Source organism: Alexandriicola marinus, assembly GCF_004000435.1.
GTDB lineage: Bacteria > Pseudomonadota > Alphaproteobacteria > Rhodobacterales > Rhodobacteraceae > Alexandriicola > Alexandriicola marinus.
Map to the genome: position 1 here is coordinate 120,415 of NZ_RBVZ01000005.1, position 25,810 is coordinate 146,224.

A 25,810-nucleotide genomic window follows, 5' to 3' on the forward strand; every position below is an offset into this window, starting at 1 on the left:
GGGGCCTGCCGCAACATCCGCTTGTATACCAACAAGTCGAGGGATCATGTCGCAAGCAGCGCCCTATCTCAGGCCTGAACGGATCGACGAGGCGGTCGCGGCGCTGGCGGGCGACGGTTGGAGAATCGCGGCAGGATGCACCGATCTGTTTCCCGCGACCGAACGCAAGGTTCTGCCCGGCCCGATCCTCGATATCTCGGGGATCGCCGAAATGCGCGGCATCCGGCGCGATGCGGCGGGGCTCACGATCGGGGCGGCCACCAGGTGGCGCGACATCGTGCGCGCCGATCTGCCGCCTGCCATGCGATCGCTGCAGCTGGCCGGTCGCGAGGTCGGCGCCCAACAGATCCAGAACCGCGGCACGCTGGGCGGGAACCTGTGCAATGCCTCGCCCGCGGCGGATGGCGTGCCACCGCTCCTGACACTCGATGCCGAGGTCGAACTGGCCTCGATCCGGGGTCGCCGGCGGATGCTGTTGGCCGATTTCATCACCGGACCGCGGCAAATAACACGTGCGCCCGACGAATTGCTGACGGCGATCCATGTGCCCGACGCGGCGCTGTCGGGGCAGGGCGCCTTTCGCAAGCTGGGTGCGCGCTCATATCTGGTGATCTCGATCGCGATGGTGGCCGCGCGGATCACCGTGGCGGATGGCCGGGTGACGCAGGCCGCCATCGCGGTGGGCGCCTGCGGCCCCGTGGCCACGCGGCTGGCGGCGGTCGAGGCCGCGCTGATCGGCGCATCGCCCGATCCCGCGCGGATCACGGCCGCCGACATCGACCCGGCCCTTAGCCCGATCGATGACGTGCGCGCCGACCGCGCCTATCGGCGCGAGGCCGCATTGACGCTTGTGCGCCGGACCTTTGCCGATGCCACCCAACAGGTGCCGGCATGAAGGACGGCACGGCTCCTGTTACCCTGCGCGTTGCAGGGCGCGAGCACGCCATCACCTCCGCCCCCGGGCGGCGCCTGTCCGAAGTCCTGCGCGAGGAATTGGGCCTGCGCAGCGTCAAGATCGGCTGCGATGCGGGCGATTGCGGGGCCTGCACGATCCTTGTCGACGGGGTGCAGCATTGCGCCTGTCTGATGCCGGTGGCTCAGGCTGCCGGGGCCGAGATCGAAACGCTCGAGACGCTGGACGATCCGCTGGTGGCGCAGCTGAAGGCGAGTTTCCTCGATCACGGTGCCGCGCAATGCGGCATCTGCACGCCGGGTGTGATGATGGCGGCCGTCGAATTGCTGCGAGAGACGCCCGCACCGTCCGAGGCGCAGGTGCATGAGGCTCTGGGCGGCGTGTTGTGCCGCTGCACCGGCTACCGCAAGATCATCGAGGCGATCTGCGCGCTCGACACGCCAGCGGTCGAGACGCGCCCCGAGGCCGGTCAGGCCGTGGGCGCGCCCGTGCGCCGCGTCGATGGCCGGGCCAAGGTCGACGGAACCGAGGTCTACGGGGCCGACCACGTCCCCCTCGGCACGCTTTTGGTGCGGGCCGTCCGGTCGCCCCATTTCCATGCCGATTTCGAATTGGGCGACGTGTCGACATGGGGCGCGCGGCGCGATGTGATCGTGCTGACCGCGCGCGACGTGCCCGGCGAAAACCGGTTCGGCACGATTCCCGGGCTGGAAGATCAGCCCGCGATCGCCGAGGCGCGCGTTCGGTATCTGGGCGAGCCGGTCGCGCTCGTCGTGGGCGCGCCGGATGTGGTGGAGCCGCTGGACCTTGGCACCTTCCCCGTCGAATGGCACCCGCTGGGTCATTCCCTGACCGAGGCCGAGGGCGCTGCAGACGACGCGCCGCAGCTGCATGACCATCGCCCCGGCAACACCCTGATCCGGGGCCGCGTGATCAGCGGCAGACCGGAAGAGGCGCTTGCCGGGTCCCGCCACGTGGCGCGCGGCCGGTTCGAGACCTCTTACGTCGAACACGCCTATATCGAGCCCGAGGCCGGTATCGCCTGGCTCGACGATGACACGCTGGTGATTCAGGCCTGCACCCAGGCCCCGGTCCTCGACCGGGACGAGACCGCCAAGGTCCTTGGTCTGCCAAAGGATAAGGTCCGGATCATCCCCGCGGCCTCAGGCGGCGGCTTTGGCGCCAAGCTCGACCTGTCGGTGCAGCCGCTAATCGGGCTTGCCACGCTTGCGACGGGGCAGCCCTGCCGCATGGTCTGGTCGCGCAGCGAAAGCATGCTGGCCTCGACCAAGCGCCATCCCGGCACGATGGAGGCCGAGATCGGCTGCGGTGCCGATGGCCGGATTACCGGCATGACCTTTCACGGCGACTTCAACACCGGCGCCTATGCCAGCTGGGGGCCCACGGTGGCGATGCGGGTGCCGGTCCATGCCTCGGGGCCCTACCGGACGGCCAATTTTCGCGCCACGGCGCGGGCCGTGCACAGCAACGGGCCGTCGTCGGGCGCGTTCCGGGGCTTTGGCGTGCCGCAGGCCGCAATCGCGCAGGAATCGCTTTACGACGATCTCGCCCGCGCGGCGGGGATCGACCGGCTGGCATTCCGCCGGCTCAACGCGCTGCGCGACGGCGACCGGACGACATGCGGGCAGGAATTGCACGGCGTGGGGCTGGGGGCCTGCCTCGACGCGCTGGCCGAGCACTGGCATCGCGCGACGCACGAGGCCGCCGAATTCAACGCGGGCGCGACAGGCGCGTTGCGCCGGGGTATCGGCATCGCCTCGTGCTGGTATGGCTGCGGCAATACCGGTCTGCCCAACCCCTCGACCATCCGGATCGGGATCACGCCGGCGGGTCAGGTGATGCTGCACCAGGGCGCCACGGATATCGGGCAGGGGGCCAATACCGTGATCACCCAGATCGCGGCCGATGCCGCGGGCCTGCCGCTTGATGCGCTGACGCTTGTGGGCCCCGACACCGCGCTGACCCCCGATTGCGGCAAGACCTCCGCCTCGCGCCAAACCTATGTGACGGGTAAGGCGGCCGAGGCCGCGGGCCGCGCGCTCAGGGCCGAGATCATGCGCCGCACCAATCTGCCCGATTGCGATGCGATCGAACCGGTCGAGGGCGGGTTGCGGGTCAGGCATGGCGCGCAGGTGCAGGATGTGGCGCTTTCCGGGACACAGACCGACGAACTGGGCTATGCCATCCGCGTCGAAGAGACCTATGACCCACCGACCACCGCGCTCGACGCAGATGGTCAGGGCACGCCCTACGCCGTCTATGGCTATGGCGCGCAGATCGCGGAAGTTGAGGTCGATCTCGACCTCGGCACGACGCGGGTCCTGCACATGATCGCCGCCCATGACGTGGGCCGCGCGATCAACCCCCAGCTTTGCGTGGGCCAGATCGAGGGCGGGATCGCGCAAGGTCTGGGTCTTGCCCTGATGGAAGAATTCCTGCCCGGGCGGACCGAGAACCTGCACGATTACCTGATCCCCACGATCGGGGACATGCCCAAGGTCACCTCGATCCTGATCGAAACCCCCGATCCCGAAGGGCCGATGGGCGCCAAGGGGCTGGGAGAGCATGTTCTGATCCCGACGGCGCCTGCGATCCTCAACGCGATCCGCGATGCGACGGGGGTTGCGGCGCTGAACAAGGTGCCGGTCCTGCCACACAGGCTGCGCGCCGCGATCCGGGGCCATGCATGACGACCCGCGCCGCGCCCGAACCGCCAAAGCCGCAATCGCCCGACCGGCCCGACAAGATCCGCTGCGATGCCTGCCCGGTGATGTGCTATATCGCCGAAGGCCGCGTCGGGGCCTGCGACCGATACGCCAACGAGGGCGGCCGCATCATCCGATGCGATCCGCTGACGATCCTCGACCGCCGGATCACCAAGGGCGAGGCGGTCAAACCCTTCCTCGCCGCCGACTGGGACGGACGGGAGGCGTCGGGAGACGATGTCTTCGTCTCGGCCATCGGCGCCGGCACCACCTATCCCGACTACAAGCCCGCCCCCTTCATCGTCAGCCGCGACATAGCGGGCGTCGATTGCGTGACGGTCGTGACCGAGGCGATCTTTTCGTATTGCGGCGTCAAGGTGAAGATCGACACCGACCGCCATCTTGGCCCTGAGGCCGCGCCGGTGCGCGCGGACGGCGAGGTGGTGGGCCATGTGATGACGGCGGAATACGGATCGCAGATGCTGAGCCTCGGCGGCGTCGATCACCTGACCGGCGGTTCGAAAGCCGAGGGCCGCAAGACCTGCGATACGCTTTTGCGGTTGTGCAACCGCGGGCCGGTGGACCTGACGATCGACGGGGGATCGAGTGTCGTCGTGCAGGCAGGCGCCGCCCCGATCGTCGACGGCACCCCGGAAGAGAGGATGCGTGTCGGCTGCGGATCGGCAGCGATCGGCATGTTCGCAACTCAGTGGCAGGGGCTGGTCGACGAGGTCGTCGTGGTCGACGACCACATCACCGGCGTCGTGTCGGAACATCAGGCCGGCAAGGTCATCGACTGGCCCGATACCGGCATCCGGATCAAGGGCCACCGCTCGACCCCGGGGCGATACTTCAAGGTCGCAAAGCCCGGGCAGGGCTGGGGCGGCACCGATATCGAGGATCCGCTGTCGATCCTCGGGCCGTGGCGGCCGGAAAAGGGCGCGCGGCCGGGATTATCGGTCCTGATGGTGTCGACCACGGGGGAGCATTCGGCCTATTTCGTCCTGAACGACGCGCTCGAGCCCGAGCCGCACCCGATGCCCGAGGCGCTTCGGCTTTCGGTCGACCTGATCGCCCGCAATTGCGAGCCGGCGCTCTGCACCGTGCTGTTCATGGGCGGCGCGGGCGGCTCGCTCAGGTCGGGCGTGACGCGCGATCCGATCGGGCTGACCCGTTCGGTTCATGCGGAACGCACCCGGGTCACGGTGGGCGGCGCGCCGGTCTATGTCTGGCCCGGAGGCGGGATCACGGTAATGGTCGATGTGACACAGGTGCCTGAGGGCGCCTTCGGTTCGGTCCCGACGCCCGCGCTGGTCGCGCCGCTGGAATTCACCGTGCCGCGAGCGGAATACGAGGCCCTCGGCGGCCATGGCGGATCGATCCGCGATCTGGCCGATATCCTCGAGGCAGGCGGCGATTACGGGTCGGCTGCGCGCGTGATCGGGGGCCGGGAATGAGCGCGCGGGCACAGGCCGCGCTCCTGCCCGACGGGCGCAGGCTGCATCTTCATCACGGGCCCATCGATCTGATCATTGAGGTCGAAGGCCCCGACAGGACAGCGTGTTACCGGGCGGCCACCCGGAGGTTCGAGACGATCCTGGACGAGCTGGTCGCCGAACTGCCCGCCCTGCGCCGGCCCCTTGACGGGCATCGATTCCGGGGCGCGGTCGCCCGGCGGATGGCCCGGGCCGTGGCCCCCTTCGGCAATGTCTTCGTGACGCCGATGGCGGCTGTGGCCGGTGCTGTCGCCGATGAACTCCTCGCCGTGATCCGGGCCGCGGGCGATCCGGCCAAGGTTCACGTGAACAATGGCGGCGATATTGCCTTTCACCTTGGTCCGGGTCACAATCTGCGCGGCATCGGCGCCTGCGGCGCCTTCGAGATCGACGCCAGATCGGCAGTGCGCGGCATCGCGACGTCGGGCTGGCAGGGGCGCAGCCACTCGCTGGGTATCGCCGACGCCGTCACCGTGATGGCGCGCAACGCGGCGCGCGCGGATGTGGCGGCCACGTTGATTGCCAATGCCATCGACCTGCCGGGCCATCCGGCGATCCGGCGCGCCCCCGCGACCGAGCTGTCGCCCGACAGCGATCTCGGCACGCGGCCTGTGACCGTGGCGGTCGGCCCGCTTTTGCCGACCGAGATCGAGGCCGCGCTTTCGAACGGCGAACGGGCCGCCCGTCGCTGGTGTGCGGCCGGTCTTTTCCATGACGCGGCGCTGATGCTGCAGGGGCGTCAGCGCGCCCTGTCGGATCGCGCCAGACCCCAAGAAGGACACCTGACCCATGCCTGATTTTCCCGTCCGCAAGATGCAGCTTGTCATCGAGGAGGTGCGCCACGATGGCGGTCCCGCACCGGATGCGCCCCGGCGCCTTGGTGCGATCCTGGCCTGTGTCGCCAATCCCTTTGCCGGGCGCTACGAGCCCGATCTGCAACCCGCGATGGAGGACCTCAAGCCGCTGGGCCACGAGATGAGCGAACGGCTCATCGCGGCCCTTGGCGGCAAGGAGGGGATCGACGGCTATGGCAAGGGCGCGATCGTGGGCGAGGACGGAGAACTGGAACATGGCGCGCTGTGGCATGTGCCGGGGGGCTATGCGATGCGCGGGCTCCTGGGCGAATCGAACGCCATCGTGCCGTCGTGCATGAAGCGCGGCGGGGTGGGCAGCGCGCTCGATATCCCGCTGGGCCATATCAACGCGGCCTATGTGCGCAGCCATTTCGACGGGATCGAGGTGCGTCTGCCCGACGGGCCGCGCGCGGGCGAGATCGTCTTTGCGCTGGCCATGTCGCGCGGCGGGCGTGTGCACAGCCGGATGGGCGGGCTCGAGGCCTGGGACGTGACCGGCACCGATGGCCTGCGCTGACAAACAAACTTTGCAAAGTTTGTTCCGAGGCTCCAAATTTCGCGAAATTTGGACCGCGACCCTCTAACGTAAGGACACCACATGAATGTGATCACCGAACCCGCGCGCCAGACGCCGGTCATCCACCAAACTGACGTTCTGGTCGTAGGCTCGGGCCCCGGGGGCCTGTCGGCGGCACTGGCCGCCGCGCGCGCCGGGGCCGAGGTCTGCCTTGTCGAGCGGTTCGGCTGTTTCGGCGGCAATATCACCGTCGTCGGGGTCGAGGGCTTTGCCTGGTATCGCCACGAACAGACCGTCGAGGCCGGTGGCATCGGACGGGAATTCGAGGATCGCGCCCGCGAGGCGGGGGCGGCTGTCCCCGAAAGCCAGAGCCTGAGCTACGAAATCGACAGCGAGGGTTTCAAGCTGGTGGCCGACCGGCTGGTCGAGGAGGCGGGTCTTCACGCCATGCTGCACCGTCACTTCGTGGCTCCCGTCGTCGACGGCGACCGCGTGACCGGCATCATCGTCGAATCGAAAGCCGGGCGCGAGGCGATCCTCGCGCGTGTCGTCATCGACGCCACGGGCGACGCGGACGTGGCTCACCGCGCCGGCGCCCTCATGACACAGCCTCCGCGCGAAGAGATGATGGCCGCCAGCGTGATGTTCCACCTCGCCGGTGTCGACAAGCGCGCCTTCATGGACGAGGTCCGTGCCGATCCCCAGACCTACAAGGATTGGGGCGGTGGCGGCGAATGGAACATCGAGACCTCCGGCAAGGAGGATGACATGTTCTCCCCTTTCCTGAAGAAACCCTTCGCGAAGGCCATCGAAGACGGGCTGATCCCGCCGCATCTCAACACGATCGCGGGCACCTGGGGCGCGGTCCATGACACGGGCGAGCTGACCTACATGAACCTCGTTCATCTGGACGGGATCGACGGCACCGATCCCGACAGCCTGACAGCCGGTGAGATCGAGGGCCGCCGTCAGGCGATGCTCGCCATCGAGGCGCTGCGCCGCTACATGCCCGGCTGTTCGGGCGTCCGGCTGCGCAACTTCGGCATGTCGCTGGGCATTCGCGATACGCGCAAGCTGAACGCCGTCTACAACATGACAGAGGTCGATGTGCGCGAGGAGGGCCGGTTCGAGGATTCGATCGGGATCTATCCCGAATTCATCGACGGCTACGGCATCCTGATCCTGCCCACGACGGGGCGCTACATGCACATTCCCTACCGATCCATGCTGCCCCGGAACGTGAAGGGGCTTCTGGTCACGGGCCGGGCCACGGGTGGTGACCGGATCGCGCATGCGGCCACGCGCAACATGTCGTGCTGCGCCGTGGCGGGTCAGGGCGCGGGAATCGCGGCGGCGCAGGCCGCGCGCTCGAATCGTGACGTGGCCGAGGTGGACATGACGGCCGTGCAGGCCGAACTCGATCGGCAGGGCGTGCGCTGGCAGTAGCCTTCAGGTCCCGCAAAAGGTCGTGTAGGGGCCGAAGTCTTCGGGCGCGGGCAGGGCGAAGCGGTCCTTGCCCGGCTGCGCCTCGAAGGGCCGGGTGACGATCGAGAGCAGGTCTTCGAAGGGGGCGAAATCGGCATCGTTCGTCGCGGCCCCAAGCGCCTCTTCGACAAGGTGGTTGCGCGGAATGTAGAGCGGATTGACCCGGTCCATGGCATCGGCGGTCGCCCGCGCATCGCCCAGCCGGGCCATCCAGCGGGGCCGCCAGGCGTCAAGGGCCGTGCGGTCACTGAACAGGCTCGCGGTCAGATCGGTGCCGTTCCGCAGATCGGCCGCCAGAAACCGGAAGGTGCGGGTGAAATCCGCGCCCCCCGCCTCCATCGCCGCCAAGAGATCGGTGACAAGCGCCGCATCCTGCGCCGATGCCCCCTGAAGGCCGAGCTTGGCCGTGAAGACCTCCGAATAGGCGGCCTCGTAGGCCGGGCCATAGGCCTCGAGCTCGGGGGTGACCAGCGCGATGGCGTCATCGGGATCATCGGCCAGAAGCGGGAGCAGCGCCTCGGCCAGCCGGGCGAGGTTCCATTGCCCGATGCCGGGCTGGTTGCGATAGGCATAACGGCCCTGCCGGTCGATCGAACTGAAGACCGAAGCCGCGCGATAGGTGTCGATAAAAGCGCAGGGGCCGTAGTCGATCGTCTCGCCCGAAATCGTCATGTTGTCGGTGTTCATCACGCCGTGAACAAAGCCTAGCCCCATCCATTGCGCGATCAGCCGGGCCTGCCGGTCTCGAACGGCGCGAAACAGCGACAGGGCAGGCGTGTCGCCGTGGGCAAGGTCGGGATAGTGGCGTGCCAGCGCATAGCCGGTCAGCTGGGCCAGCTTGTCGGTTTCCCGCCGCGCGGCGAAATATTCGAAAGTGCCGACCCTCAGATGGCTGGACGCCACGCGCGCCAGAACGGCACCGGGCAACATCGTCTCGCGCATCACCATCTCGCCGGTCAGAACGGCCCCCAGCGCCCGGGTCGAGGGCACGCCAAGGGCATGCATCGCCTCGCCCACGAGGTATTCGCGCAAGACCGGGCCGACGGCGGCCTTGCCGTCGCCGCCGCGCGAAAAAGGCGTCCTGCCGGAGCCCTTGAGGTGGATGTCGCGCCGCTGGCCGTTCCGGTCCAGCACTTCGCCCAGAAGAAGCGCACGGCCATCGCCCAGTTGCGGGGAAAAGCCGCCGAACTGGTGGCCGGCATAGGCCTGCGCCAGCGGCGTGGCCCCATCTGGTGCCTTGGCCCCCGCGAGGATCGCCGCGCCGTCTTCGGTCGCGAGGGCGTCGGGGTCGAGGCCCAGCTCTTGCGCGAGCCCGGTATTGAGCCGCACGATCCGGGGCGCGGGCGCGGCGGCCCCCTCCCACGGGACGTAGAACCCGTCGAGTTCACGGGCATAGCTGTTGTCGAAACGGAATGCGGTCAGGGCTGTCATGCTGTCTCCGTCTGGGCGGCGGTCTGTGCAAGGCGGGCGAGGTCACAGACATCATAGAGGGGGAGAGGCAGGATCACATCTCCGATTTCTGAGACGGAGGGCGAGAGGTAGCGCAGGCCCGGCACGCGGGCCTCGAGGGCAGGGCCCACCGCGATGCCCGAGGGATGCGCCTCGAGCCACCCCCTCGCCACAAGGTCTGCAGCCAGCGGATCGAGGTCGCCCGGTGCGGCGCCAGTGGCATCGATGACAAGATCGGCGGCGATTGTCTTGCCCCCGGTCCAAACCTGCCAACCTTCGCCGGTCTCTTCCACTCGGTTAGGCGCCGGGCCAAGGCGCAGGCGGTTATCTTGCCTGAGCCGTTCGAACTCGACCATCGTTTCATGGCTGCCGACGCGCAGGATGCGGCCAAGGTCGGAAGGGAGCTTGCGGGCCTCCTCCTGATCTGGGACGAGCGTGGCGAGCGGATGGCGGTCAAAGAAGGCCCGGTAGCCGGATCTAAGCTCCGCCATGACAGCGCCCGCGGCGCGGAACCCGGTGATCTCGGCCTGAAGGGCGGTGAGGAACTCCTCCGCCGTCCCGAAGGGGCCGGCAATCCGCGGCGTGACAGGCGCGCGACGCGGGCGCTCCCAGACCAGAGGCTCGGGCAGCCGGCCCGAAAGGGTGAGAATCGTCAGGTCCACGTCATCGCGGCACAGCTTGCACCGGATCAGGCGGATCAGGTCGAGCATGGTCGCATTGGCGCCGATGCAGACGATCGGAGCGCCGGGGCGAAGACGGTCGAGGATCGCGTCCTCGTTGCCATGAAGCGCAAAGCCAAGCCGGCCGCCCTGCCTTGGTGCGCCCGTCGCAACGTCGACGCTGTCCGCCTCGATCTGCGCGCCGTCGGAGAGGGGAACGCGAAAGCCGGTTTCAGCCTGCTCGATCCCCGTTGCCCGTGTGCCGATCCGAGTCAGGATAACGCCACGCGCTTCCTGTCTCTCAAGGCCTGCCTCGGCCCGTTCCACGAGAAAATCGCCGAAGATGCTGCGGGGCAAGAACATGGCCGCGATATCCATCGCCTGAAGATGGCCCGTGTTCAACGCGACCCATCCCGGCACGGCGGATATCCGGGGGAAGATGCGGTCCCATCTTTCGCGGACCCAGGGAACGAAATCCGGCTCTACCGCTTCGGCGGGCGAATTCAGCAGATAGGCATCCCGCCAGAGGCAGCCGCGCCCGGGATCGGGATAGGCCAGTCCACGACCGAACTGCCCCGGCGCGGGGCCGGGGCCGATGATTGTGAGCCCGTCGCCGGGATCGAGCGGCACATGTGTCGCGAAGGCCGCCGCCGTTGCGCCATCTCCGATGATTGCATGGTGCCGGGGGCCGGCGCTGCGGGTCATTCCGCGGCGTTGCGGCGCGGCAGGACCCAGTTGGGGCGGACGAAATGGCAGGTATAGCCGTTGGGGATACGCTCCAGGTAATCCTGGTGCTCGGGTTCGGCCTCCCAGAAATCGCCGGCCATCTTGACCTCAGTCACGACCTTGCCGGGCCAGATGCCGGACGCCTCGACATCGGCGATGGTGTCGAGTGCCGTTTGCCGCTGCTCTTCGGTCAGCCAGTAGATGCCCGACCGATAGGACATGCCGCGGTCGTTGCCTTGGCGGTTGAGCGTGGTCGGATCGTGGATCTGGAAGAAGAACTCGAGCAGCTGCCGGTAACTCAGAAGATCGGGGTCGAAGATGATCTCGATCCCTTCGGCATGGGTGCCATGATTGCGATAGGTCGCATTGGGAACATCGCCGCCTGTATACCCGACACGGGTGGAGATGACGCCGGGCATCTTGCGGATCAGATCCTGCATCCCCCAGAAACATCCGCCGGCCAGGATTGCTTTTTCGGTCATGGCGTTCTCCTTCGATACGCGGTTGAACTTACCCTGTTATGTGGGGGCCAATCGGCCCGTGTCCACCCCGGGCCCTGCCTGCGTCACCATGTTACAGCCCGTGCACGCGAGAGTGACGGACAGGAGCCGTGACGCCGGGCAAAAACTTGCTTATGTCAAAACCATGCTGTCCACCGAGATCATATTCGACGCGACCTTGCTGCCCGCCATGGGCGTGGCCCTGATCGCGGGCCTTCTGTCGTTTCTCAGCCCCTGCGTTCTGCCGATCGTGCCGCCCTACCTTGCCTATATGGGCGGGGTGTCGGTCCGCGAGATGGAGGCCGCGGCCGAGGCACGCCGCCGGGTGATCGTCTCGGCGCTGTTCTTCGTGATGGGCCTGTCGACGGTCTTTCTGTTGCTGGGGATCGCGTTTTCGGCGCTGGGCCGGGCGTTGTTGCAGTATCAGGACTGGTTCCTGATCTTCGCGGGCATCACGATCATGATCTTCGGCGCGCATTTCGTGGGCGTGTTCCGGATCGGTTTCATGGATCGCGAGGCGCGGATCGATGCGGGCGAACAGGGCGGATCGGCCTTTGGCGCCTATCTGCTGGGCCTTGCCTTCGCATTCGGCTGGACACCCTGCCTCGGGCCCATTCTGGGCGCGATCCTCGGCCTTGCGGCCTCTGAGGCCGATGTGGGGCGGGGCACCGCGCTTCTGGCGACCTATGCGGTGGGGCTAGGTATCCCGTTCCTGCTGGTGGCTGCGTTCTTCCCGAGCCTGACCGGCGCCATGGCCTTCATGAAACGGAACATGGAACGGATCGAGCGGGTTTCGGGCCTTCTTCTGTGGACGGTGGGCCTGATGATGCTGACCGGCTCCTTCGCCGATTTCAGCTTCTGGCTGCTTGAGGCCTTCCCCTGGCTTGCTACCCTCGGTTGAGGGCTTATTTCCGCCAGAATTTCGGAGTATCGTTTCGAAAACCGCGGGCATAGTCCGCCCCGAGACCGAGCGAGGCGACCGAGTGTGATGAATGGCGAAACCGGCAATCCAGTCGCGCGCGGCACGCCGCGTGTTCGCAGGCGCAAGGTGTTCTACATCCCCGGCTACGATCCGATCCATCCACGTCGCTATCGTGAACTCTACCGCAAGGAGGGCGCCGCACAGGCCGAAATCTCGGGCTATGACATCGCGATCAGCCCCAAGGCCAAGGGCGGCGGCAAATACGGTTGGAAGGTGCGCGGCCAGATGGACGCGGCCGATGTCGAGGCCGATGTCGAGGTTCTCGTCTGGTCCGATATCGTGCGCGGCTCCATGAGCCATTCGATCCCCGCGACCTATATTCAGCTGGTCCGCACGGCGTGGATCTATATCGGGTCCGGCACGCTGCGTCGGCTCATGTGGCTGCGCAAGGGGCCGGTGATCGCGGCGCTCTACCCGGTCGGAATGCTTCTGCTGCAGCTTGTGCTGGCCCTTCTGGCCGGGCATCTGGCCGGGCGTCTCCTGTCCTGGCTGGTAAGCCTGATCCCCTTGGGGCAGGAGGGAACGGCCTTTGCCGCGCGGCTTATGGCGGAAAGCGTGGTCTATTGGGTGGCGCTTCTGGTCATCTCCACCCTGGGGCTGCGGTTCTTCAAGGTGCGCGACGGCAAGCTCTTTGCCTATTACCTGATGCATGACTACGCCTTTTCGGCGCGCTGGCGCGGCGCGAACCCGCCGGACCTCGAGGCGCGGATGGCCGAATTTGCCGAGATCATCGGACAGGCGCTGGCCCGTGACGAAGTGGACGAGGTGCTTGTCGTCGGCCATTCGTCGGGCGCGCATCTGGCGGTCTCGATCCTGGCTGATCTCGCGCGTCAGGGGCGCGTTCCGGCCAACGGCCCGGCGCTCGGTTTCCTGAGCCTCGGGCAGGTGGTGCCGATGGTGTCGTTCCTGCCCAAGGCGCGCCGATTGCGCGCCGATCTGGCGTTTCTCTCGGTGCAGGACGGGCTGACATGGGTCGATGTGACGGCCCCGGGCGACGGCTGCGCCTTCGCGCTATGCGATCCGGTCGCGGTGTCGGGCGTGGCCCCCGAGGGCAAACGCTGGCCCTTGGTCATCTCGGCCGCGTTCACCCAGACGCTGAGCCCCGAACGGTGGAAGGAACTGCGCTGGCGGTTCTTCCGGCTGCATTTCCAGTATCTTTGTGCCTTCGATCGGCCGGGAGATTACGATTACTTCAGGATCACGGCCGGCCCGCTGACGCTGGCCGAGCGATATGCGGATCGGGCGCCCTCGAAATCGCGGATCGATGTGGCGGCTTCGAAATATACCTCCATGGCGGCCTGATCCGCCGTGACCGAGACGCCCCCGAAACCGGCCGCGCGCCCCGACAAGGTCTCGCTCTGGCGGTATCTCAAGCTGTTTCGCGAAGACATCCTGTCGGCGCAACCCGCGCGGCTGTATCGGGCGTGGATGGCGGAGTTCAGGACGCCGTTCTTTCGCAGCTACATGGCCAATGACCCCACGATCATTACCAGCGTTCTCAAGGACAGGCCCGACGATTTCCCGAAATCCGATCGGGTGGGGGCGGGGCTTGCGCCGCTTCTGGGGCAATCGGTCTTCCTCACCAACGGCGATCTGTGGAAACGACAGCGGCGGATCATCGACCCGGCCTTCGAGGGTGGGCGCATCCGCGATACGTTTGACGCGATGTGGGGCGCGGCAGCGGCCACTGTCGCGCGGCTCGATGCCCGAACGGGTGAGGTCTTCGATATCGAGCCGGAAACCAGCCATGCCGCCGCCGACGTGATCTTTCGCACGCTGTTCTCGATCCCGATCGAGAATGAGCTGGCAGCCGAGGTCTTTGCCGAGTTTCAGGCCCATCAGCGCAGTCAGCCGATCCTGAACCTTGCGGCCTTTGTCCCCGGGCCGCGCTGGATGCCCCGGTTTTTCCGGTCCGAGACGCGCGCGACCGCCGAGCGAATACGCGGCCTGATCACGCGGCTGGTCGATGACAGGGCCGCGCTGATCGCGCGCGGCGCGGCGCCCGATGATCTGGCAACCAAGATCATGACGATGGCCGACCCCAAGACGGGCGAGACGTTCGACCCCGCCGAGATGGTCGATCAGGTCGCGATCTTCTTTCTTGCCGGCCACGAGACCAGCGCCTCGGCGCTTGCCTGGACGCTATACCTGCTGGCGACGCATCCCGAATGGCAAGAGAAAGTCGCGGAGGAGGCCGCCGATCTCGAGGCGGATTTCTCCCGGTTGTCGTCCCTCAGGGTCACCCGCGACGTCTTTCGCGAGGCGCTGAGGCTCTATCCCCCGGTGCCGATGATGGTGCGCGAGACCACCCGGCCCGAGACCTTTCGCAAACGCGCGATCCGCAAGGGCGCGCAGATCGTGCTGTCGCCCTGGCATCTGCACCGTCACGAACGGATGTGGGACAGGCCCGACGAGTTCGATCCGTCGCGCTGGCGGACAGAGGCGGGCAAGGCCTCGGCGCGCGAGGCCTATATGCCGTTTTCCACGGGGCCGCGGGTCTGCACGGGGGCGAGTTTCGCGATGGCCGAAGGAGTGATCCTGACCGCGCTGATCGTGCGGGCGTTCGGGATTTCCGCCTCACCCGAGCATGTGCCGGTCCCCGTGGCGCATCTGACGGTCCGATCGCGCGACGGGATTTTCCTGAAACTTGTCCGTCGCGCGCCCCGCTGAGGGCCGTTTTTCGACTCTGTCGTTTTCCGATCCGGGAACGGTTCGGAATAGTCCCACCAATTGTGTCGGAAAGGGCGACGCAACCAGGGCTGCGGATCGGGTGCGCAAGGGCTGGAAAAAGGGATATATTTTAGATGTTTAGGGATAATTAACGTTTCTCGTGTCAGACTTTTCGACATGAACTGGACAAATATTTGCCGTTCTTTCGACCGAATGCGGCTATATTGACACGTATGGGGCACAACGGAATTCGGGAGCGTTTGTTAATGTCGAAGAAGCAGTCATCGGGCATTTCGGGTCGTCTTGGCGGGACCTTGTCGCTGGCGATGTCGATCTTTCGCCCGACCCAGTCAGCCGATCATATGCGTGTGAAGCAGGGAGCGGCCTTTTCGAAGAACATGAACGGTGCGATGGCGCGCCCGGTCAGCGCGGCGCCGAAATGCCGTCCTCTGAATGCAGCCGAGATGAACGAGTTGGAGCGGCTGTCGTCGATGCGCGCGGCGCTTTATCCCAAGGATTGAGGCCCGCGTCATACGACGACGGATGGGCGCCCCCGGGGCGCCCTTTTTGTTTGGATGGGCACGAGGTCAGTTGCCTGTCCTGACCTGATCGAGGACCCAGACCCGGATCGCCGAGGCCAGCCCCACATCGCCACGCTCCGTGTCGATCCGGGCCGCGAGTTCGTTGATCGGGGTCCCTTCGCGGGCGGCAAGCCGTCTGAATTCTGTCCAGAACGCATCTTCGAGAGAGACGCTGGTGCGATGGCCGCGCAGCGTCAGTGACCGTTTGACCGGACGCCCGCTCATGCTTGGGGATCATCGTCGCGCTTGTGCGCATCAAGCCGGGCGCGCGCCTTTCGGGCCTCGGCCGCCTCAAGCGATTTCTGCGCCCCGGTCCGGCCAAAGCGAACGGCATTCTCATCGGCCGTCTTGCGGGTCGCCTCGCGGGCCTTTTGCTTGCGAAAGGTCTTGAGGTTGGTGACGCGGGCCATGGCGGTTACTTCGGGCCGATCATCGCTTCGGGACGGACGACGCGATCAAAGGTCTCCTCATCGACAAAACCCAGCTTCACCGCCTCTTCGCGCAAGGTGGTGCGGTTCTTGTGGGCCGTCTTCGCGACGGTCGTGGCATTGTCATAGCCGATTTCGGGGGCAAGCGCGGTGACCAGCATCAGGCTTTCGCGCATGAGCGCGTCGATCCGGTCGCGATCGGCGCGGATGCCTGCCACGCAATTGTCGGTGAAGGCCACGCAGGCATCGCCCAGAAGCTGCATGGATTGCAGCACGTTATAGGCCATCATCGGTTTCATCACGTTAAGCTCGAAATGGCCCTGGCTGCCCGCAAAGCCCACCGCCGCGTCATTGCCCATCACATGGGCGCAGACCTGCGTGATCGCCTCGACCTGGGTCGGGTTCACCTTGCCCGGCATGATCGACGAGCCGGGCTCGTTCTCGGGCAACATCAACTCGCCCAGCCCGCAGCGGGGCCCGGAGCCCAGCATCCGGATATCGCAGGCGATCTTGTAAAGGCTGGCCGCCGCCGTCTTGAGCGCGCCCGACATCTCGACCAGCGCGTCATGGGCGGCCAGCGCCTCGAATTTATTGGGCGCGGTCACGAAGGGCAGGCCGGTGATCCGCGCCATGTTCGCGGCGACCGTCTCGCCCCAGCCCTTGGGCGCATTCAGGCCGGTGCCGACGGCGGTGCCGCCCTGTGCCAGCTGATAGATCGCGGGCAGGGCGCTTTCGACCCGGCGGATCGCCTGCGCCACCTGATGCACATAGCCTGAAAATTCCTGCCCCAGCGTCAGGGGCGTGGCATCCATCGTATGGGTCCGGCCGATCTTGATGATCTCGGCAAACTCTTCGGATTTGGTCAGAAGCGCCGAATGCAGCTTGGCCAGCCCCGGCAGCGTCACGTCCCGCGCGGTCATCGCCACGGCGATATGCATCGCGGTGGGGAAGGTGTCGTTCGAGGATTGCCCCATGTTCACATGGTCATTGGGGTGGACGGGGTCTTTCGACCCGATCTCGCCGCCGAGCATCTCAATCGCGCGGTTCGAAATGACCTCGTTGGCGTTCATGTTCGATTGCGTGCCCGATCCGGTCTGCCAGACGACAAGCGGGAAATGATCGTCCAGCTTGCCCTCGACCACCTCGGCGGCGGCGGCGATCATCGCATCGGCCATCGTCTCGGGCAGGGCGCCACGGGCCTTGTTGGCCTCAGCGCAGGCCTGTTTGACGACGCCAAGCGCGCGCACGATGGCGACGGGCTGGCGTTCCCAGCCGATGGGAAAGTTGATCAGGCTGCGTTGCGTCTGCGCGCCCCAGTAGCGATCGGCGGGAACCTCGAGGGGGCCGAAACTGTCGGATTCCGTGCGTGTGCTGGCCATGGTCTGCCTCCTTGCTGCGGGGTCTGGGCCTCGGGCGGGGTGGCGCGCCGGAGGCTACTTGCGAAACGAGTCGAGGCTGACGACGTCGGCGTCCTTTTTCTCGGGCGCCTCGTCTTCGGGTTCGACAAGCTCCGACATCGGCGCCTCTTCGGCCTCGTCCTCATCCTGCGATTCGAACCGGAGCCCGAACTCGACCGAGGGATCGACGAAGGTCCGGATCGCGTCATAGGGAATATAGAGGGCCTCCGGCTGGTCACCGAAATTCAGCGTCACCGAAAAGCCTTCGTCGGTGACGATCAGGCGGTCGAACCAGTGCTGCAAAACGATCGTCATCTCGTCGGGATAGCGATCCGACAGCCAATCCGCGATTTCCACATCGGGATGCATGGTGTCGAAGGTGATGAAGAAATGGTGCTCCCCGGGAAGACCGTCCCGCGACACGTCACCCAGAACCTGCTGGATCAGGCCGCGCATCGCGCGGTGCATCAGGTTGCCATAATCGATCGTCGACGCCATCCCGACCTCTGCTTGACTGGATTCCGTGTCAGCATACGCCAAATGCGGCCAGTGAAAAGGGGCCGCTCTCAGAGGTTGCGAGACGCGAGATAAGCGGCCGATCCCGTCAGCGCGGCATAATCGTCTTCGATCACCGCAACACCGAAATTATGCATGAAGCCCGCGAAGCGCCCCTTGTCGCGAAACGCGTCGGAAAAGCCGTGATCCTTGAGGTAGGGGGCCACCGCGCGGGCCACGCCGCCGACAAGGTAGACGCCGCCGAAAGGCAGCGTGATCAGGGCAAGGTTTCCGGCAACCGCGCCCAGCATCCGCGAGAAGACCCGCACGGCCTCGTGCGCCGCCTCGTCATCACCCTTGGCGCAGGCGGCCATGATCTCGCTGGCCTTGGCCTCGCGCGGATGGCCCGAGCGTTCCCCGACCCAGCGATAGAGCCGCTCGATCCCGCGGCCCGACAGCACGTCCTCGACCGAGGGAAAACCATGCGCGGTCGAGACATAGCGGCTCAGCTCGATCTCTTCCTCGGTATGGGCGGGCAGGGTGGCATGGCCCGATTCCGCGGGCATCACCTCGCGCCCGGCGGCGAATTCATAGACCGGGGCCGAATTGAACCCGGTTCCCACGCCGATCACCAGTTTCGTGGCCGTGTCGGAAGCGTCGGGGAAGGGCAGGATCTCGGTGATCTGATCGGCCTCGATATGGCCGAGCGCATGGCCCTGCGCCTGAAGATCGTTGAGGATCGCCACGGTTTCGGCCCTGGTCGCGCGGGCAAGCGTGGTCTCGTCGATCGTCCAGTCGAGATTGGTCATGTCGGCCTTGCCATCGCGCACCGGCCCCGCAACGGCGACGCAGGCTGAGGCGGGATCGACGGCCTCTTCCTCGATATAGCGGCTCAGCACCGATTCGAGGCCTGCGAAATCGGCATTGCGATAGCGTCGGATGCTGTCCGTCAGGACCCGGCGCCCATCGGCCAGAGCGACGCGCGTATTCGTGCCGCCGATATCGGAGACGAGGGACAGGGTGTTGGGGGGATGGGCCATCGCAGGATCTCCGGATTGCTCGACGCTATGATGGACGCCTGATTGACCCGTTTCGATCAAAGCTTCAAGCGCTTCGCACCGCGAAGGGGACGGGCCCGGTCGATCGGCCGATCTTCAGTTCGGCCTCCAGCAGGCGTGTCTGTCGCGGCCCGCCGGGATTCGCGATCAGGTCGATAAGCATCTCAGCAAGCAGTCGGCCGGCCTCGCGGACCGAGGAATGCATGGCGGTAAAGATCGGCAGATCGGCCCCGTTGCGCAGGTAGGACAGATCGTCGTCAAAGGTCATGACCGATAGATCGGCGCCCAGTCTCAGGCCGTTTTCCTCGGCCGCGCGGCGCACGCCGATCGCCGAGATCATCGACGACACGAGAAACGCCGTCGGCGGCCGGGGCAGGGCCAGCAGCTGCATGGCCGACCGGTATCCGAAGAATTCGGTCATCTCGTCGGCCAGCATCAGTTGCGGATCGGGCGGCACGCGCCGCGCGCTGAGCGCATCGAGATATCCCATCCGGCGCCGGTAGGCGAAATCCATCTCTTCGCGCCCGTTGATCAGCGCGATGCGGCGGTGCCCCAGATCGAGCAGGAATTCCGTCGCTGTCCGAAACGCCGAGCGGTTGTTGACGTCAAGCCAGCAATAGGGCTCTGGCCGGTCAGAGACGCGGCCGTGAACGGCATAGGGCAGGCCCAGCTTTTCGATGAACGACAGGCGCTGATCATTCATCGCGGGCGCATGAACCAGAACCCCATCGACCGTCCCGCGCGCCTTGAGCTTGCGATAGACCTTTTCCTCGTCACCATCGAGCACGGTCGAAATCACCATCTCGTATCCGTGGCGGGCATAGGTCTGCGAGGCGCCGGCGGTGAAATCGGCGAAGATCGGGTTGACCATTTCATGGGTCGACGACGTCGGGACGACGTGGCCGATCGCCATGGATTGTCCAGTGGCAAGGCTCTTGGCCCGGCTGTTGGGGCTGTAATTATAGTGGCGCGCGGCATCGAGAACCCGCGCGCGCGTGGCTTCGCGGACCTCCGGGTAGCCGTTGAGCGCACGGCTTACAGTGGTCTGGCTCAACCCCAGTTTCTCGGACAGTTCCTTCAGGTTCATCGCGATCCATATCTTCAGGCGACGCTCTCAAAGCGCTTTCAAAATATTATCAGCAATTGACGTTGGGGGAAGGGCAAAGTTTCTCCATGTCCGTTTGCCGAAGGAAAGTGTATGGTGTTTTCGGGAGGAACACGTTTGGGCGTTGACACATGCTCTGACTTGATGGACGTTGAAAAATATCCAAAGCGCTTTGGGACGATTCTGATCTCATGGGGCGCTAAGGTGATCGAACCCCGCAGCAACAGGTTGCGGAAACGGGAGGATACACATGAACAAGACACTCTTTGGCGGCGTTGCCGCCATTGCGCTTTCTGCTGGCATGGCCCACGCGGACGCGCATCTTGCCTTCGGCATGGAAGGCGGGAACTTCAACTGGGACAGCTATGAGGAATTCGCCGCGAATGCGCCGGATCTGTCGGGCGAGACGCTGACCATCTTCGGCCCGTGGCTGTCGCCCGAGGCCGAGTATTTCTCGAACGTCTTGGCCTATTTCAACGAGGCCACCGGCGCCGAGGCCGTCTACACCGGCTCCGACGGGTTCGAGCAGCAGATCGTCATCGACGCCGAGGCCGGTTCGCCCCCGAACATCGCCGTGTTCCCGCAGCCCGGTCTGGCCGCGAACATGGCCGCACAGGGCCTTCTGTCGCCGCTCGAAGGCGGCATGGCTGACTGGGTCGCGGAAAACTACGCCGCTGGTCCGTCGTGGGTTGATCTGGGCACCTATGCCGACGGCAACGGTGACGACCAGATGTTCGGCTTCTTCTACAATGTGAACGTGAAGTCGCTGGTCTGGTACAGCCCCGAGAACTTCGAGGATGCGGGCTATGAAGTGCCCGAAACCATGGAAGATCTGATCGCGCTGTCCGAGCAGATGATCGCCGATGGCGAAACCCCGTGGTGCATCGGTCTGGCGTCCGGTCCCGCGACGGGCTGGCCGGCAACCGACTGGGTCGAAGACATCATGCTGCGCACGCAGCCGCCCGAAGTCTATGACCAGTGGGTCGCGAACGAGATCCCGTTCAACGATCCGCGCGTTCTTGAGGCGCTGGAAACCTTCGGCATGTTCGCCAAGAACGACGACATGGTCTCCGGCGGGGCCGGTGCGGTCGCCTCGACCGACTTCCGCGACAGCCCCACGGGCCTCTTCACCTCGCCGCCGCAGTGCTACATGCACCGCCAGGCGTCGTTCGCCACGGCCTTCTTCCCCGATGACGTGACGCCGGGCGAGGATGCGGATTTCTTCTACTTCCCGTCCTTCTCGGAAAAAGACCTGGGCAACCCGGTCCTGGGTGGCGGCACGCTGATGGCCGTGACCGATCAGAGCGCAGCCACGGATGCGTTCATGGAGTTCCTGAAGACGCCGATCGCGCATGAGCTGATGATGGCGCAGACGGGCTTCCTGACGCCGCATTCCGGCGTGAATCTCGACGCCTATCGCGACGAGATCCTGCGTGGTCAGGGCGAAATCCTGCTCAACGCCACCACCTTCCGGTTCGACGCGTCGGACCTGATGCCCGGTGAGATCGGCGCGGGCTCCTTCTGGACGGGCATGGTCGATTTTGTCGGCGGTGCATCGGCCGAAGAGGTTGCCGGCGCGATCCAGGACAGCTGGGACGCCATCAAGTAATCGGGTGATCCGATACGCCTGAGAAAAGACCGCTCTTCCGGCCCGTCCGGGCCGGGGGAGCATTCATAGAGCCGGCCAAGGGAGGGGCTGATGAATCCTGCATTGCTGGGACTGCTCACGATCGTCATCGGTGTCGGTGGATGCGTGGGATATTTCTACTTCTCTAACGTATTCCTCGATAAAGTCCTGTTCCCCGCCTCCGGGCCGAATGCATCCAGAAACATCAACCGGGCCAACAAGATACGGCCTTGGCTGTTTCTCGCTCCCGCGCTACTGGCGCTTGGGCTCTATCTTGCCTACCCGGTGTTCGAAACTCTCCGGCTGAGCTTTCTCGAAAGGCTCCCCGGTGGTCGGACCCAGTTTGTCGGCTTCGACAATTACACCCGCATGTTCGCCGAGCCGAAGTTCATGGAAGCTTTGCGCAACAACATGCTGTGGCTGATCGTGGTCCCTGCCGGATCGACGGCCTTCGGGCTTCTGGCGGCGCAGCTGACGGACCGGATCTCCTGGGGGTCGGTCGCCAAATCCCTGATCTTCATGCCGATGGCGATTTCCTTCGTCGGCGCCGCCGTCATCTTCAAGCTGGTCTACGAGACCCGCCCCGAGGATGCCCAGCAGATCGGCGTTCTCAACGCGCTCTGGCTGAGGTTCGATGGCGGGATCGGCTCCTTTATCTTTCTCAAGATCGTGCCGGCGATCCTGCTTCTGGGCTTCGCGGCCGCTCTGGCCTGGATTGTCTGGGTCACGATCCGGAAGATACGCGAACCGCGTCTTGCCTCGGGTCTCAAGATCGTCTTCGCGTTGCTCGCGCTTCTGATGGCCTATATCGCGGTCTCCTCGGTTCTGAACGCAGGCTCTGTGCTGACGGCCGAACTGGATTACGGCACGCCGATGACGTGGCTTACGATTCCGTTCTGGAACAACTTCTTCCTGATGATCGTGCTGGTCTGGATCCAGACCGGGTTCGCCATGGTGATCCTGTCGGCCGCCCTGCGCGGCATCCCGGAGGAAACGATCGAAGCCGCGATCATCGACGGGGCGAACCCGTTCCAGATCTTCTTTTCGATCAAGGTTCCGCAGATCATGTCGACCATTGTGGTGGTCTGGACGACGATCACGATCGCCACCCTGAAGGTGTTCGACATCGTGTTCGCGATGACCAACGGTCAGTGGGAGACACAGGTTCTGGCAAATTACATGTATGACAAGCTGTTCCGTGCCAACGATTGGGGCGTGGGCTCTGCCTCGGCGATGATCATCATGTTGCTGGTGACGCCGATCCTCGTCTGGAACGTCTACAACGCCCGCAAGGAGATGCGCTGATGGACAATATCGCAGGTACCAAATCCACCCTCACATGGGCGGTGCATATCTCGGTTCTGGCGCTTGTCCTGCTATGGCTGTTTCCGACCATGGGCCTGTTCGTCTCGTCCTTCCGGACGGGCGACCAGATCACCCAGTCGGGTTGGTGGAAAGCCATGTTCCCGGCCGAGCTGACCGAGCAATTCCGGGCGGCCGACCCCGATGAGAACCGGATCGAGACAGAGGCGGGCGTCTTTGTCGTGGAAGGCGATTTCCGGCAAGAGGGCCTCGGCGGCGAGATTTCGACCTGGGGCACCTCGTCGCGCGATCTGGCGGCCTATGCGCCGGGCGATACCGCCGATCTGGGCGAAGGCGAGACCTTTACCGTCAATGCCGACGGCACCTATGTCTGGCAGGGCAATGCCGACCAGATCGAGGGGCGCGGGCAACGCGTCTTCATCACGGCGCTCGAGCCGCCGGAATTCACGCTGGCGAACTACGATCAGGTTCTTCTCGATCCGCGCAATTCCGAAGGCATGGCCAAGGCGTTCTTCAACACGCTGACGGTCGTGATCCCGGCGACGATCATCCCGATCCTCGTTGCGGCCTTCGCGGCCTATGCGCTGGCGTGGATGGATTTTCCGGGCCGGGCGCTGTTGATCGCGGCGGTCGTCGGGCTTTTGGTCGTGCCGCTTCAGCTTGCGCTGATCCCGCTTTTGAAACTGCATAACGAGATCGGGATCGGGAAAGGGTATCTGGGTGTCTGGCTTGCCCATACCGGCTTCGGGATGCCTCTCGCCATCTATCTCTTACGCAATTACATGGTCGGCCTGCCGCGCGATATCATCGAAAACGCCAAGGTCGACGGGGCGACGGATTTCCAGATCTTTACCAAGATCATTCTGCCCCTGTCGTTCCCGGCGCTGGCCTCCTTTGCGATCTTCCAGTTCCTGTGGACATGGAATGACCTTCTGGTGGCCCTCGTCTTCCTGATCGACAGCTCCGGCGAGACGACCGTGATGACCAAGCAGATCGTGGAATTGCTCGGCACCCGGGGCGGTGACTGGGAAATCCTCGCAACCTCGGCCTTCGTGTCGATCGCGGTGCCGCTTGTCGTGTTCTTCGCGATGCAGCGGTTCCTGGTGCGCGGCCTGCTGGCCGGCTCCGTCAAGTAACATCGAACTTTGGATCGAACCCAGATGAACGCAGTGGTCAGGGACAGCGCCCTTCGGGCAACAAGTGTCGACAGGGATTGGTGGCGCGGGGCGGTGATCTATCAGATCTACCCCCGCAGCTTCCAGGACAGCAACGGCGACGGCATCGGCGATCTGGCCGGTATCGTCGACCGCCTCCCGCATATCGCCTCGCTGGGCGTCGATGCGGTCTGGATCTCGCCGTTCTTCACATCGCCGATGCTGGACTTCGGCTATGACGTGTCGGATTACTGCAATGTCGATCCGATGTTCGGCACGCTTGCGGATTTCGACCGTCTGGTCGGGCGCGCGCATGAGCTGGGCCTGAAGGTGATGATCGATCTGGTGCTGAGCCATACCTCGGATCAGCACCCCTGGTTCGTCGAAAGCCGCCAGAGCCGCGACAATCCGAAGGCCGACTGGTATGTCTGGGCCGATGCGAAACCCGATGGCAGCCCGCCCAACAACTGGCTGTCGATCTTTGGCGGATCGGCATGGCATTGGGACGGGCGCAGGATGCAATACTACCTGCACAACTTCCTGTCGTCGCAGCCCGACCTGAACTTCCACAATCCCGACGTGCAGGAGGCGCTTCTGGACGTGGAGCGGTTCTGGCTGAAACGCGGTGTCGATGGATTCCGGCTCGACACGATCAATTTCTACTTTGCCGACAAGGAGTTGCGCGACAATCCTGCCTTGCCGCCCGAGGCCCGCAACGATTCCATCGCACCGGCGGTCAATCCCTATAACTGGCAGGATCACATCCACTCGAAGAACCAGCCGGAAAACCTTGAATTCCTTCGCCGTTTCCGGGCCGAGCTTGAACCTTACGGCGCGGCCGCTGTAGGCGAGGTGGGCGATGCGCAACGCGGGCTCGAGATCATGGCCGAATACACGTCGGGCGGTGACAAGGTGCAGATGTGCTATCCGTTCGAGATGCTTCAGCCGGCCCGGCTGACGGCCGCGACGCTCAAGACGATCCAGGACCGGCTTATGTCGGCAGCACCCGATGCCTGGCCCTGCTGGTCCTATTCCAACCATGACGTGGTGCGCCACATCACCCGCTGGGATCTCAGCGATGCCGCCGCGCGCGCCTATGCGACGCTGATCCTGTGCCAGCGCGGATCCGTCTGCCTTTACCAGGGCGAGGAGCTGGGCCTGCCCGAGGCCGAAGTCGCCTTCGAGGATCTGCAGGACCCCTACGGCATCGAGTTCTGGCCCGAGTTCAAGGGCCGCGACGGCTGTCGCACGCCGATGGTCTGGGAACAATCGAACCTGCACGGCGGCTTTTCGGATGTGCGTCCGTGGCTTCCGGTGTCGGAGGCGCATGTCAACATGGCCGCCTCCGTACAGGACGCCGACCCGCGCTCCATGCTCAGCCATTATCGCGCGGCACTTGCGCTCAGAAAGGCGCATCCGGCGCTGGTGACGGGCGAGTTGTCGGATCTGACGACCGAGGGCGACGTGGTCCGCTTTGTCCGCCGCAAGGCCGGCGAAGAGGTGTTCTGCGCGTTCAACCTGTCAGCCGATGAGGCCGTCATCGCGCCCCCCGGGGGGGAGTGGGCGTCGATCGGCGCGACCGTGGGCGGTGCAGAGATTGAAACAGGACAAGACATTCGGCTCGGGGCCTGGCAATGCTGCCTCGCACGGCGGGCTGTTTAGGGG

The 25,810-nt window shown here is 65.3% G+C and carries 23 protein-coding genes; 14 read left to right on the forward strand and 9 right to left on the reverse strand.

Going from position 1 to position 25,810, the window contains the following annotated elements; genetic code table 11:
- Positions 1–46: 46 nt before the first annotated feature.
- From EP376_RS15785 to EP376_RS15810, 6 genes are all read left to right on the forward strand, one after another.
- The gene (locus EP376_RS15785) at positions 47–895 is read left to right on the forward strand and encodes an FAD binding domain-containing protein (RefSeq protein WP_127656583.1); all 849 of its coding nucleotides are present in this window, start codon (positions 47–49) and stop codon (positions 893–895) included.
- Complete coding sequence (locus EP376_RS15790) at positions 892–3,624, forward strand: molybdopterin-dependent oxidoreductase (protein ID WP_127656584.1); 2,733 nt, start codon at positions 892–894, stop codon at positions 3,622–3,624. Before EP376_RS15785 ends, EP376_RS15790 begins: the two co-directional genes overlap by 4 nt.
- A complete protein-coding gene (locus EP376_RS15795) occupies positions 3,621–5,096 on the forward strand; it encodes a 6-hydroxynicotinate reductase (protein WP_127656585.1) in 1,476 nt (491 codons plus the stop codon). The genes EP376_RS15790 and EP376_RS15795 overlap by 4 nt, the downstream gene beginning before the upstream one ends.
- Positions 5,093–5,932: a UPF0280 family protein gene (locus tag EP376_RS15800; RefSeq protein ID WP_127656586.1), complete on the forward strand. Its 840-nt coding sequence runs from the start codon at positions 5,093–5,095 to the stop codon at positions 5,930–5,932. Before EP376_RS15795 ends, EP376_RS15800 begins: the two co-directional genes overlap by 4 nt.
- Positions 5,925–6,506 carry an amino acid synthesis family protein gene (locus tag EP376_RS15805; RefSeq protein WP_127656587.1) on the forward strand — a complete coding sequence of 194 codons (582 nt, stop codon included), beginning with the start codon at positions 5,925–5,927 and terminating at the stop codon, positions 6,504–6,506. The genes EP376_RS15800 and EP376_RS15805 overlap by 8 nt, the downstream gene beginning before the upstream one ends.
- An 81-nt stretch (positions 6,507–6,587) precedes the next feature.
- A complete protein-coding gene (locus EP376_RS15810; protein WP_127656588.1) occupies positions 6,588–7,952 on the forward strand; it encodes an FAD-dependent oxidoreductase in 1,365 nt (454 codons plus the stop codon).
- Between the two features lie 3 nt (positions 7,953–7,955).
- On the opposite strand, the gene EP376_RS15815 is transcribed toward EP376_RS15810, so the two are convergent.
- The 3 genes from EP376_RS15815 to msrA are packed head-to-tail and all read right to left on the reverse strand — an operon-like array spanning position 7,956 to position 11,307.
- Complete coding sequence (locus EP376_RS15815) at positions 7,956–9,422, reverse strand: protein adenylyltransferase SelO (RefSeq protein ID WP_127656589.1); 1,467 nt, start codon at positions 9,420–9,422, stop codon at positions 7,956–7,958.
- Positions 9,419–10,804, reverse strand: coding sequence for an FAD/NAD(P)-binding protein (locus EP376_RS15820; protein WP_127656590.1), 1,386 nt, complete (start codon positions 10,802–10,804; stop codon positions 9,419–9,421). Before EP376_RS15820 ends, EP376_RS15815 begins: the two co-directional genes overlap by 4 nt.
- Positions 10,801–11,307: a peptide-methionine (S)-S-oxide reductase MsrA gene (msrA, locus tag EP376_RS15825; protein ID WP_127656591.1), complete on the reverse strand. Its 507-nt coding sequence runs from the start codon at positions 11,305–11,307 to the stop codon at positions 10,801–10,803. Before msrA ends, EP376_RS15820 begins: the two co-directional genes overlap by 4 nt.
- A gap of 163 nt (positions 11,308–11,470) precedes the next feature.
- Here msrA and EP376_RS15830 point away from each other — a divergent pair, with 163 nt between their 5' ends.
- From EP376_RS15830 to EP376_RS15845, 4 genes are all read left to right on the forward strand, one after another.
- Positions 11,471–12,226, forward strand: coding sequence for a cytochrome c biogenesis CcdA family protein (locus EP376_RS15830; protein ID WP_127656592.1), 756 nt, complete (start codon positions 11,471–11,473; stop codon positions 12,224–12,226).
- 87 nt (positions 12,227–12,313) lie between these two features.
- Positions 12,314–13,609, forward strand: coding sequence for a hypothetical protein (locus EP376_RS15835; RefSeq protein WP_127656593.1), 1,296 nt, complete (start codon positions 12,314–12,316; stop codon positions 13,607–13,609).
- 6 nt (positions 13,610–13,615) lie between these two features.
- The gene (locus tag EP376_RS15840) at positions 13,616–14,977 is read left to right on the forward strand and encodes a cytochrome P450 (protein WP_127656594.1); all 1,362 of its coding nucleotides are present in this window, start codon (positions 13,616–13,618) and stop codon (positions 14,975–14,977) included.
- 266 nt (positions 14,978–15,243) lie between these two features.
- Positions 15,244–15,498 carry a hypothetical protein gene (locus EP376_RS15845; protein ID WP_127656595.1) on the forward strand — a complete coding sequence of 85 codons (255 nt, stop codon included), beginning with the start codon at positions 15,244–15,246 and terminating at the stop codon, positions 15,496–15,498.
- A 66-nt stretch (positions 15,499–15,564) separates the two neighbouring features.
- Here EP376_RS15845 and EP376_RS15850 read toward each other — a convergent pair whose 3' ends face one another.
- The 6 genes from EP376_RS15850 to EP376_RS15875 all read right to left on the reverse strand — a co-directional run bounded on the left by EP376_RS15850 (position 15,565) and on the right by EP376_RS15875 (position 20,023).
- Entirely contained in the window at positions 15,565–15,783 is a 219-nt protein-coding gene (locus EP376_RS15850) for a ribbon-helix-helix domain-containing protein (RefSeq protein WP_127656596.1), read from the reverse strand.
- Positions 15,780–15,968, reverse strand: a complete 189-nt coding sequence (locus EP376_RS15855; protein ID WP_127656597.1) for a DUF4169 family protein — start codon at positions 15,966–15,968, stop codon at positions 15,780–15,782. The genes EP376_RS15850 and EP376_RS15855 overlap by 4 nt, the downstream gene beginning before the upstream one ends.
- 5 nt (positions 15,969–15,973) lie before the next feature.
- Complete coding sequence (fumC, locus tag EP376_RS15860) at positions 15,974–17,365, reverse strand: class II fumarate hydratase (RefSeq protein ID WP_127656598.1); 1,392 nt, start codon at positions 17,363–17,365, stop codon at positions 15,974–15,976.
- 54 nt (positions 17,366–17,419) lie between these two features.
- Positions 17,420–17,881, reverse strand: a complete 462-nt coding sequence (locus EP376_RS15865; protein ID WP_127656599.1) for an SspB family protein — start codon at positions 17,879–17,881, stop codon at positions 17,420–17,422.
- A 68-nt stretch (positions 17,882–17,949) separates the two neighbouring features.
- Positions 17,950–18,918 (reverse strand): glucokinase, encoded by a 969-nt coding sequence (locus EP376_RS15870; protein ID WP_127656600.1) that lies wholly within the window; start codon positions 18,916–18,918, stop codon positions 17,950–17,952.
- A 64-nt stretch (positions 18,919–18,982) separates the two neighbouring features.
- On the reverse strand, positions 18,983–20,023 hold the full coding sequence (locus EP376_RS15875; RefSeq protein ID WP_127656601.1) for a LacI family DNA-binding transcriptional regulator: 1,041 nt from the start codon (positions 20,021–20,023) through the stop codon (positions 18,983–18,985).
- 268 nt (positions 20,024–20,291) lie between these two features.
- Between EP376_RS15875 and EP376_RS15880 the strand changes: the two genes are divergently transcribed.
- The 4 genes from EP376_RS15880 to EP376_RS15895 all read left to right on the forward strand — a co-directional run bounded on the left by EP376_RS15880 (position 20,292) and on the right by EP376_RS15895 (position 25,807).
- Positions 20,292–21,650 (forward strand): ABC transporter substrate-binding protein, encoded by a 1,359-nt coding sequence (locus EP376_RS15880; protein ID WP_127656602.1) that lies wholly within the window; start codon positions 20,292–20,294, stop codon positions 21,648–21,650.
- A 90-nt stretch (positions 21,651–21,740) separates the two neighbouring features.
- Positions 21,741–22,973, forward strand: coding sequence for a carbohydrate ABC transporter permease (locus tag EP376_RS15885; RefSeq protein WP_127656603.1), 1,233 nt, complete (start codon positions 21,741–21,743; stop codon positions 22,971–22,973).
- Positions 22,973–24,127, forward strand: coding sequence for a carbohydrate ABC transporter permease (locus EP376_RS15890; RefSeq protein ID WP_127656604.1), 1,155 nt, complete (start codon positions 22,973–22,975; stop codon positions 24,125–24,127). The genes EP376_RS15885 and EP376_RS15890 overlap by 1 nt, the downstream gene beginning before the upstream one ends.
- 24 nt (positions 24,128–24,151) lie before the next feature.
- On the forward strand, positions 24,152–25,807 hold the full coding sequence (locus EP376_RS15895) for an alpha-amylase family glycosyl hydrolase (protein ID WP_127656605.1): 1,656 nt from the start codon (positions 24,152–24,154) through the stop codon (positions 25,805–25,807).
- Positions 25,808–25,810 lie beyond the last annotated feature (3 nt).

What these genes read in the sequence shown, in the direction of transcription:
- EP376_RS15830 (WP_127656592.1), top strand. Translation starts at nt 11,471, where the DNA reads ATGCTGTCCACCGAGATCATATTCGACGCGACCTTGCTGCCCGCCATG.
- EP376_RS15875 (WP_127656601.1), bottom strand. Translation starts at nt 20,023, where the DNA reads ATGAACCTGAAGGAACTGTCCGAGAAACTGGGGTTGAGCCAGACCACT.
- EP376_RS15890 (WP_127656604.1), top strand. Translation starts at nt 22,973, where the DNA reads ATGGACAATATCGCAGGTACCAAATCCACCCTCACATGGGCGGTGCAT.
- EP376_RS15880 (WP_127656602.1), top strand. Translation starts at nt 20,292, where the DNA reads ATGAACAAGACACTCTTTGGCGGCGTTGCCGCCATTGCGCTTTCTGCT.
- EP376_RS15865 (WP_127656599.1), bottom strand. Translation starts at nt 17,881, where the DNA reads ATGGCGTCGACGATCGATTATGGCAACCTGATGCACCGCGCGATGCGC.
- EP376_RS15810 (WP_127656588.1), top strand. Translation starts at nt 6,588, where the DNA reads ATGAATGTGATCACCGAACCCGCGCGCCAGACGCCGGTCATCCACCAA.
- EP376_RS15785 (WP_127656583.1), top strand. Translation starts at nt 47, where the DNA reads ATGTCGCAAGCAGCGCCCTATCTCAGGCCTGAACGGATCGACGAGGCG.
- fumC (WP_127656598.1), bottom strand. Translation starts at nt 17,365, where the DNA reads ATGGCCAGCACACGCACGGAATCCGACAGTTTCGGCCCCCTCGAGGTT.
- EP376_RS15850 (WP_127656596.1), bottom strand. Translation starts at nt 15,783, where the DNA reads ATGAGCGGGCGTCCGGTCAAACGGTCACTGACGCTGCGCGGCCATCGC.
- EP376_RS15820 (WP_127656590.1), bottom strand. Translation starts at nt 10,804, where the DNA reads ATGACCCGCAGCGCCGGCCCCCGGCACCATGCAATCATCGGAGATGGC.
- EP376_RS15795 (WP_127656585.1), top strand. Translation starts at nt 3,621, where the DNA reads ATGACGACCCGCGCCGCGCCCGAACCGCCAAAGCCGCAATCGCCCGAC.
- EP376_RS15855 (WP_127656597.1), bottom strand. Translation starts at nt 15,968, where the DNA reads ATGGCCCGCGTCACCAACCTCAAGACCTTTCGCAAGCAAAAGGCCCGC.
- EP376_RS15885 (WP_127656603.1), top strand. Translation starts at nt 21,741, where the DNA reads ATGAATCCTGCATTGCTGGGACTGCTCACGATCGTCATCGGTGTCGGT.
- EP376_RS15815 (WP_127656589.1), bottom strand. Translation starts at nt 9,422, where the DNA reads ATGACAGCCCTGACCGCATTCCGTTTCGACAACAGCTATGCCCGTGAA.
- EP376_RS15835 (WP_127656593.1), top strand. Translation starts at nt 12,314, where the DNA reads ATGAATGGCGAAACCGGCAATCCAGTCGCGCGCGGCACGCCGCGTGTT.
- EP376_RS15895 (WP_127656605.1), top strand. Translation starts at nt 24,152, where the DNA reads ATGAACGCAGTGGTCAGGGACAGCGCCCTTCGGGCAACAAGTGTCGAC.
- EP376_RS15800 (WP_127656586.1), top strand. Translation starts at nt 5,093, where the DNA reads ATGAGCGCGCGGGCACAGGCCGCGCTCCTGCCCGACGGGCGCAGGCTG.
- EP376_RS15805 (WP_127656587.1), top strand. Translation starts at nt 5,925, where the DNA reads ATGCCTGATTTTCCCGTCCGCAAGATGCAGCTTGTCATCGAGGAGGTG.
- EP376_RS15845 (WP_127656595.1), top strand. Translation starts at nt 15,244, where the DNA reads ATGTCGAAGAAGCAGTCATCGGGCATTTCGGGTCGTCTTGGCGGGACC.
- EP376_RS15870 (WP_127656600.1), bottom strand. Translation starts at nt 18,918, where the DNA reads ATGGCCCATCCCCCCAACACCCTGTCCCTCGTCTCCGATATCGGCGGC.
- msrA (WP_127656591.1), bottom strand. Translation starts at nt 11,307, where the DNA reads ATGACCGAAAAAGCAATCCTGGCCGGCGGATGTTTCTGGGGGATGCAG.
- EP376_RS15790 (WP_127656584.1), top strand. Translation starts at nt 892, where the DNA reads ATGAAGGACGGCACGGCTCCTGTTACCCTGCGCGTTGCAGGGCGCGAG.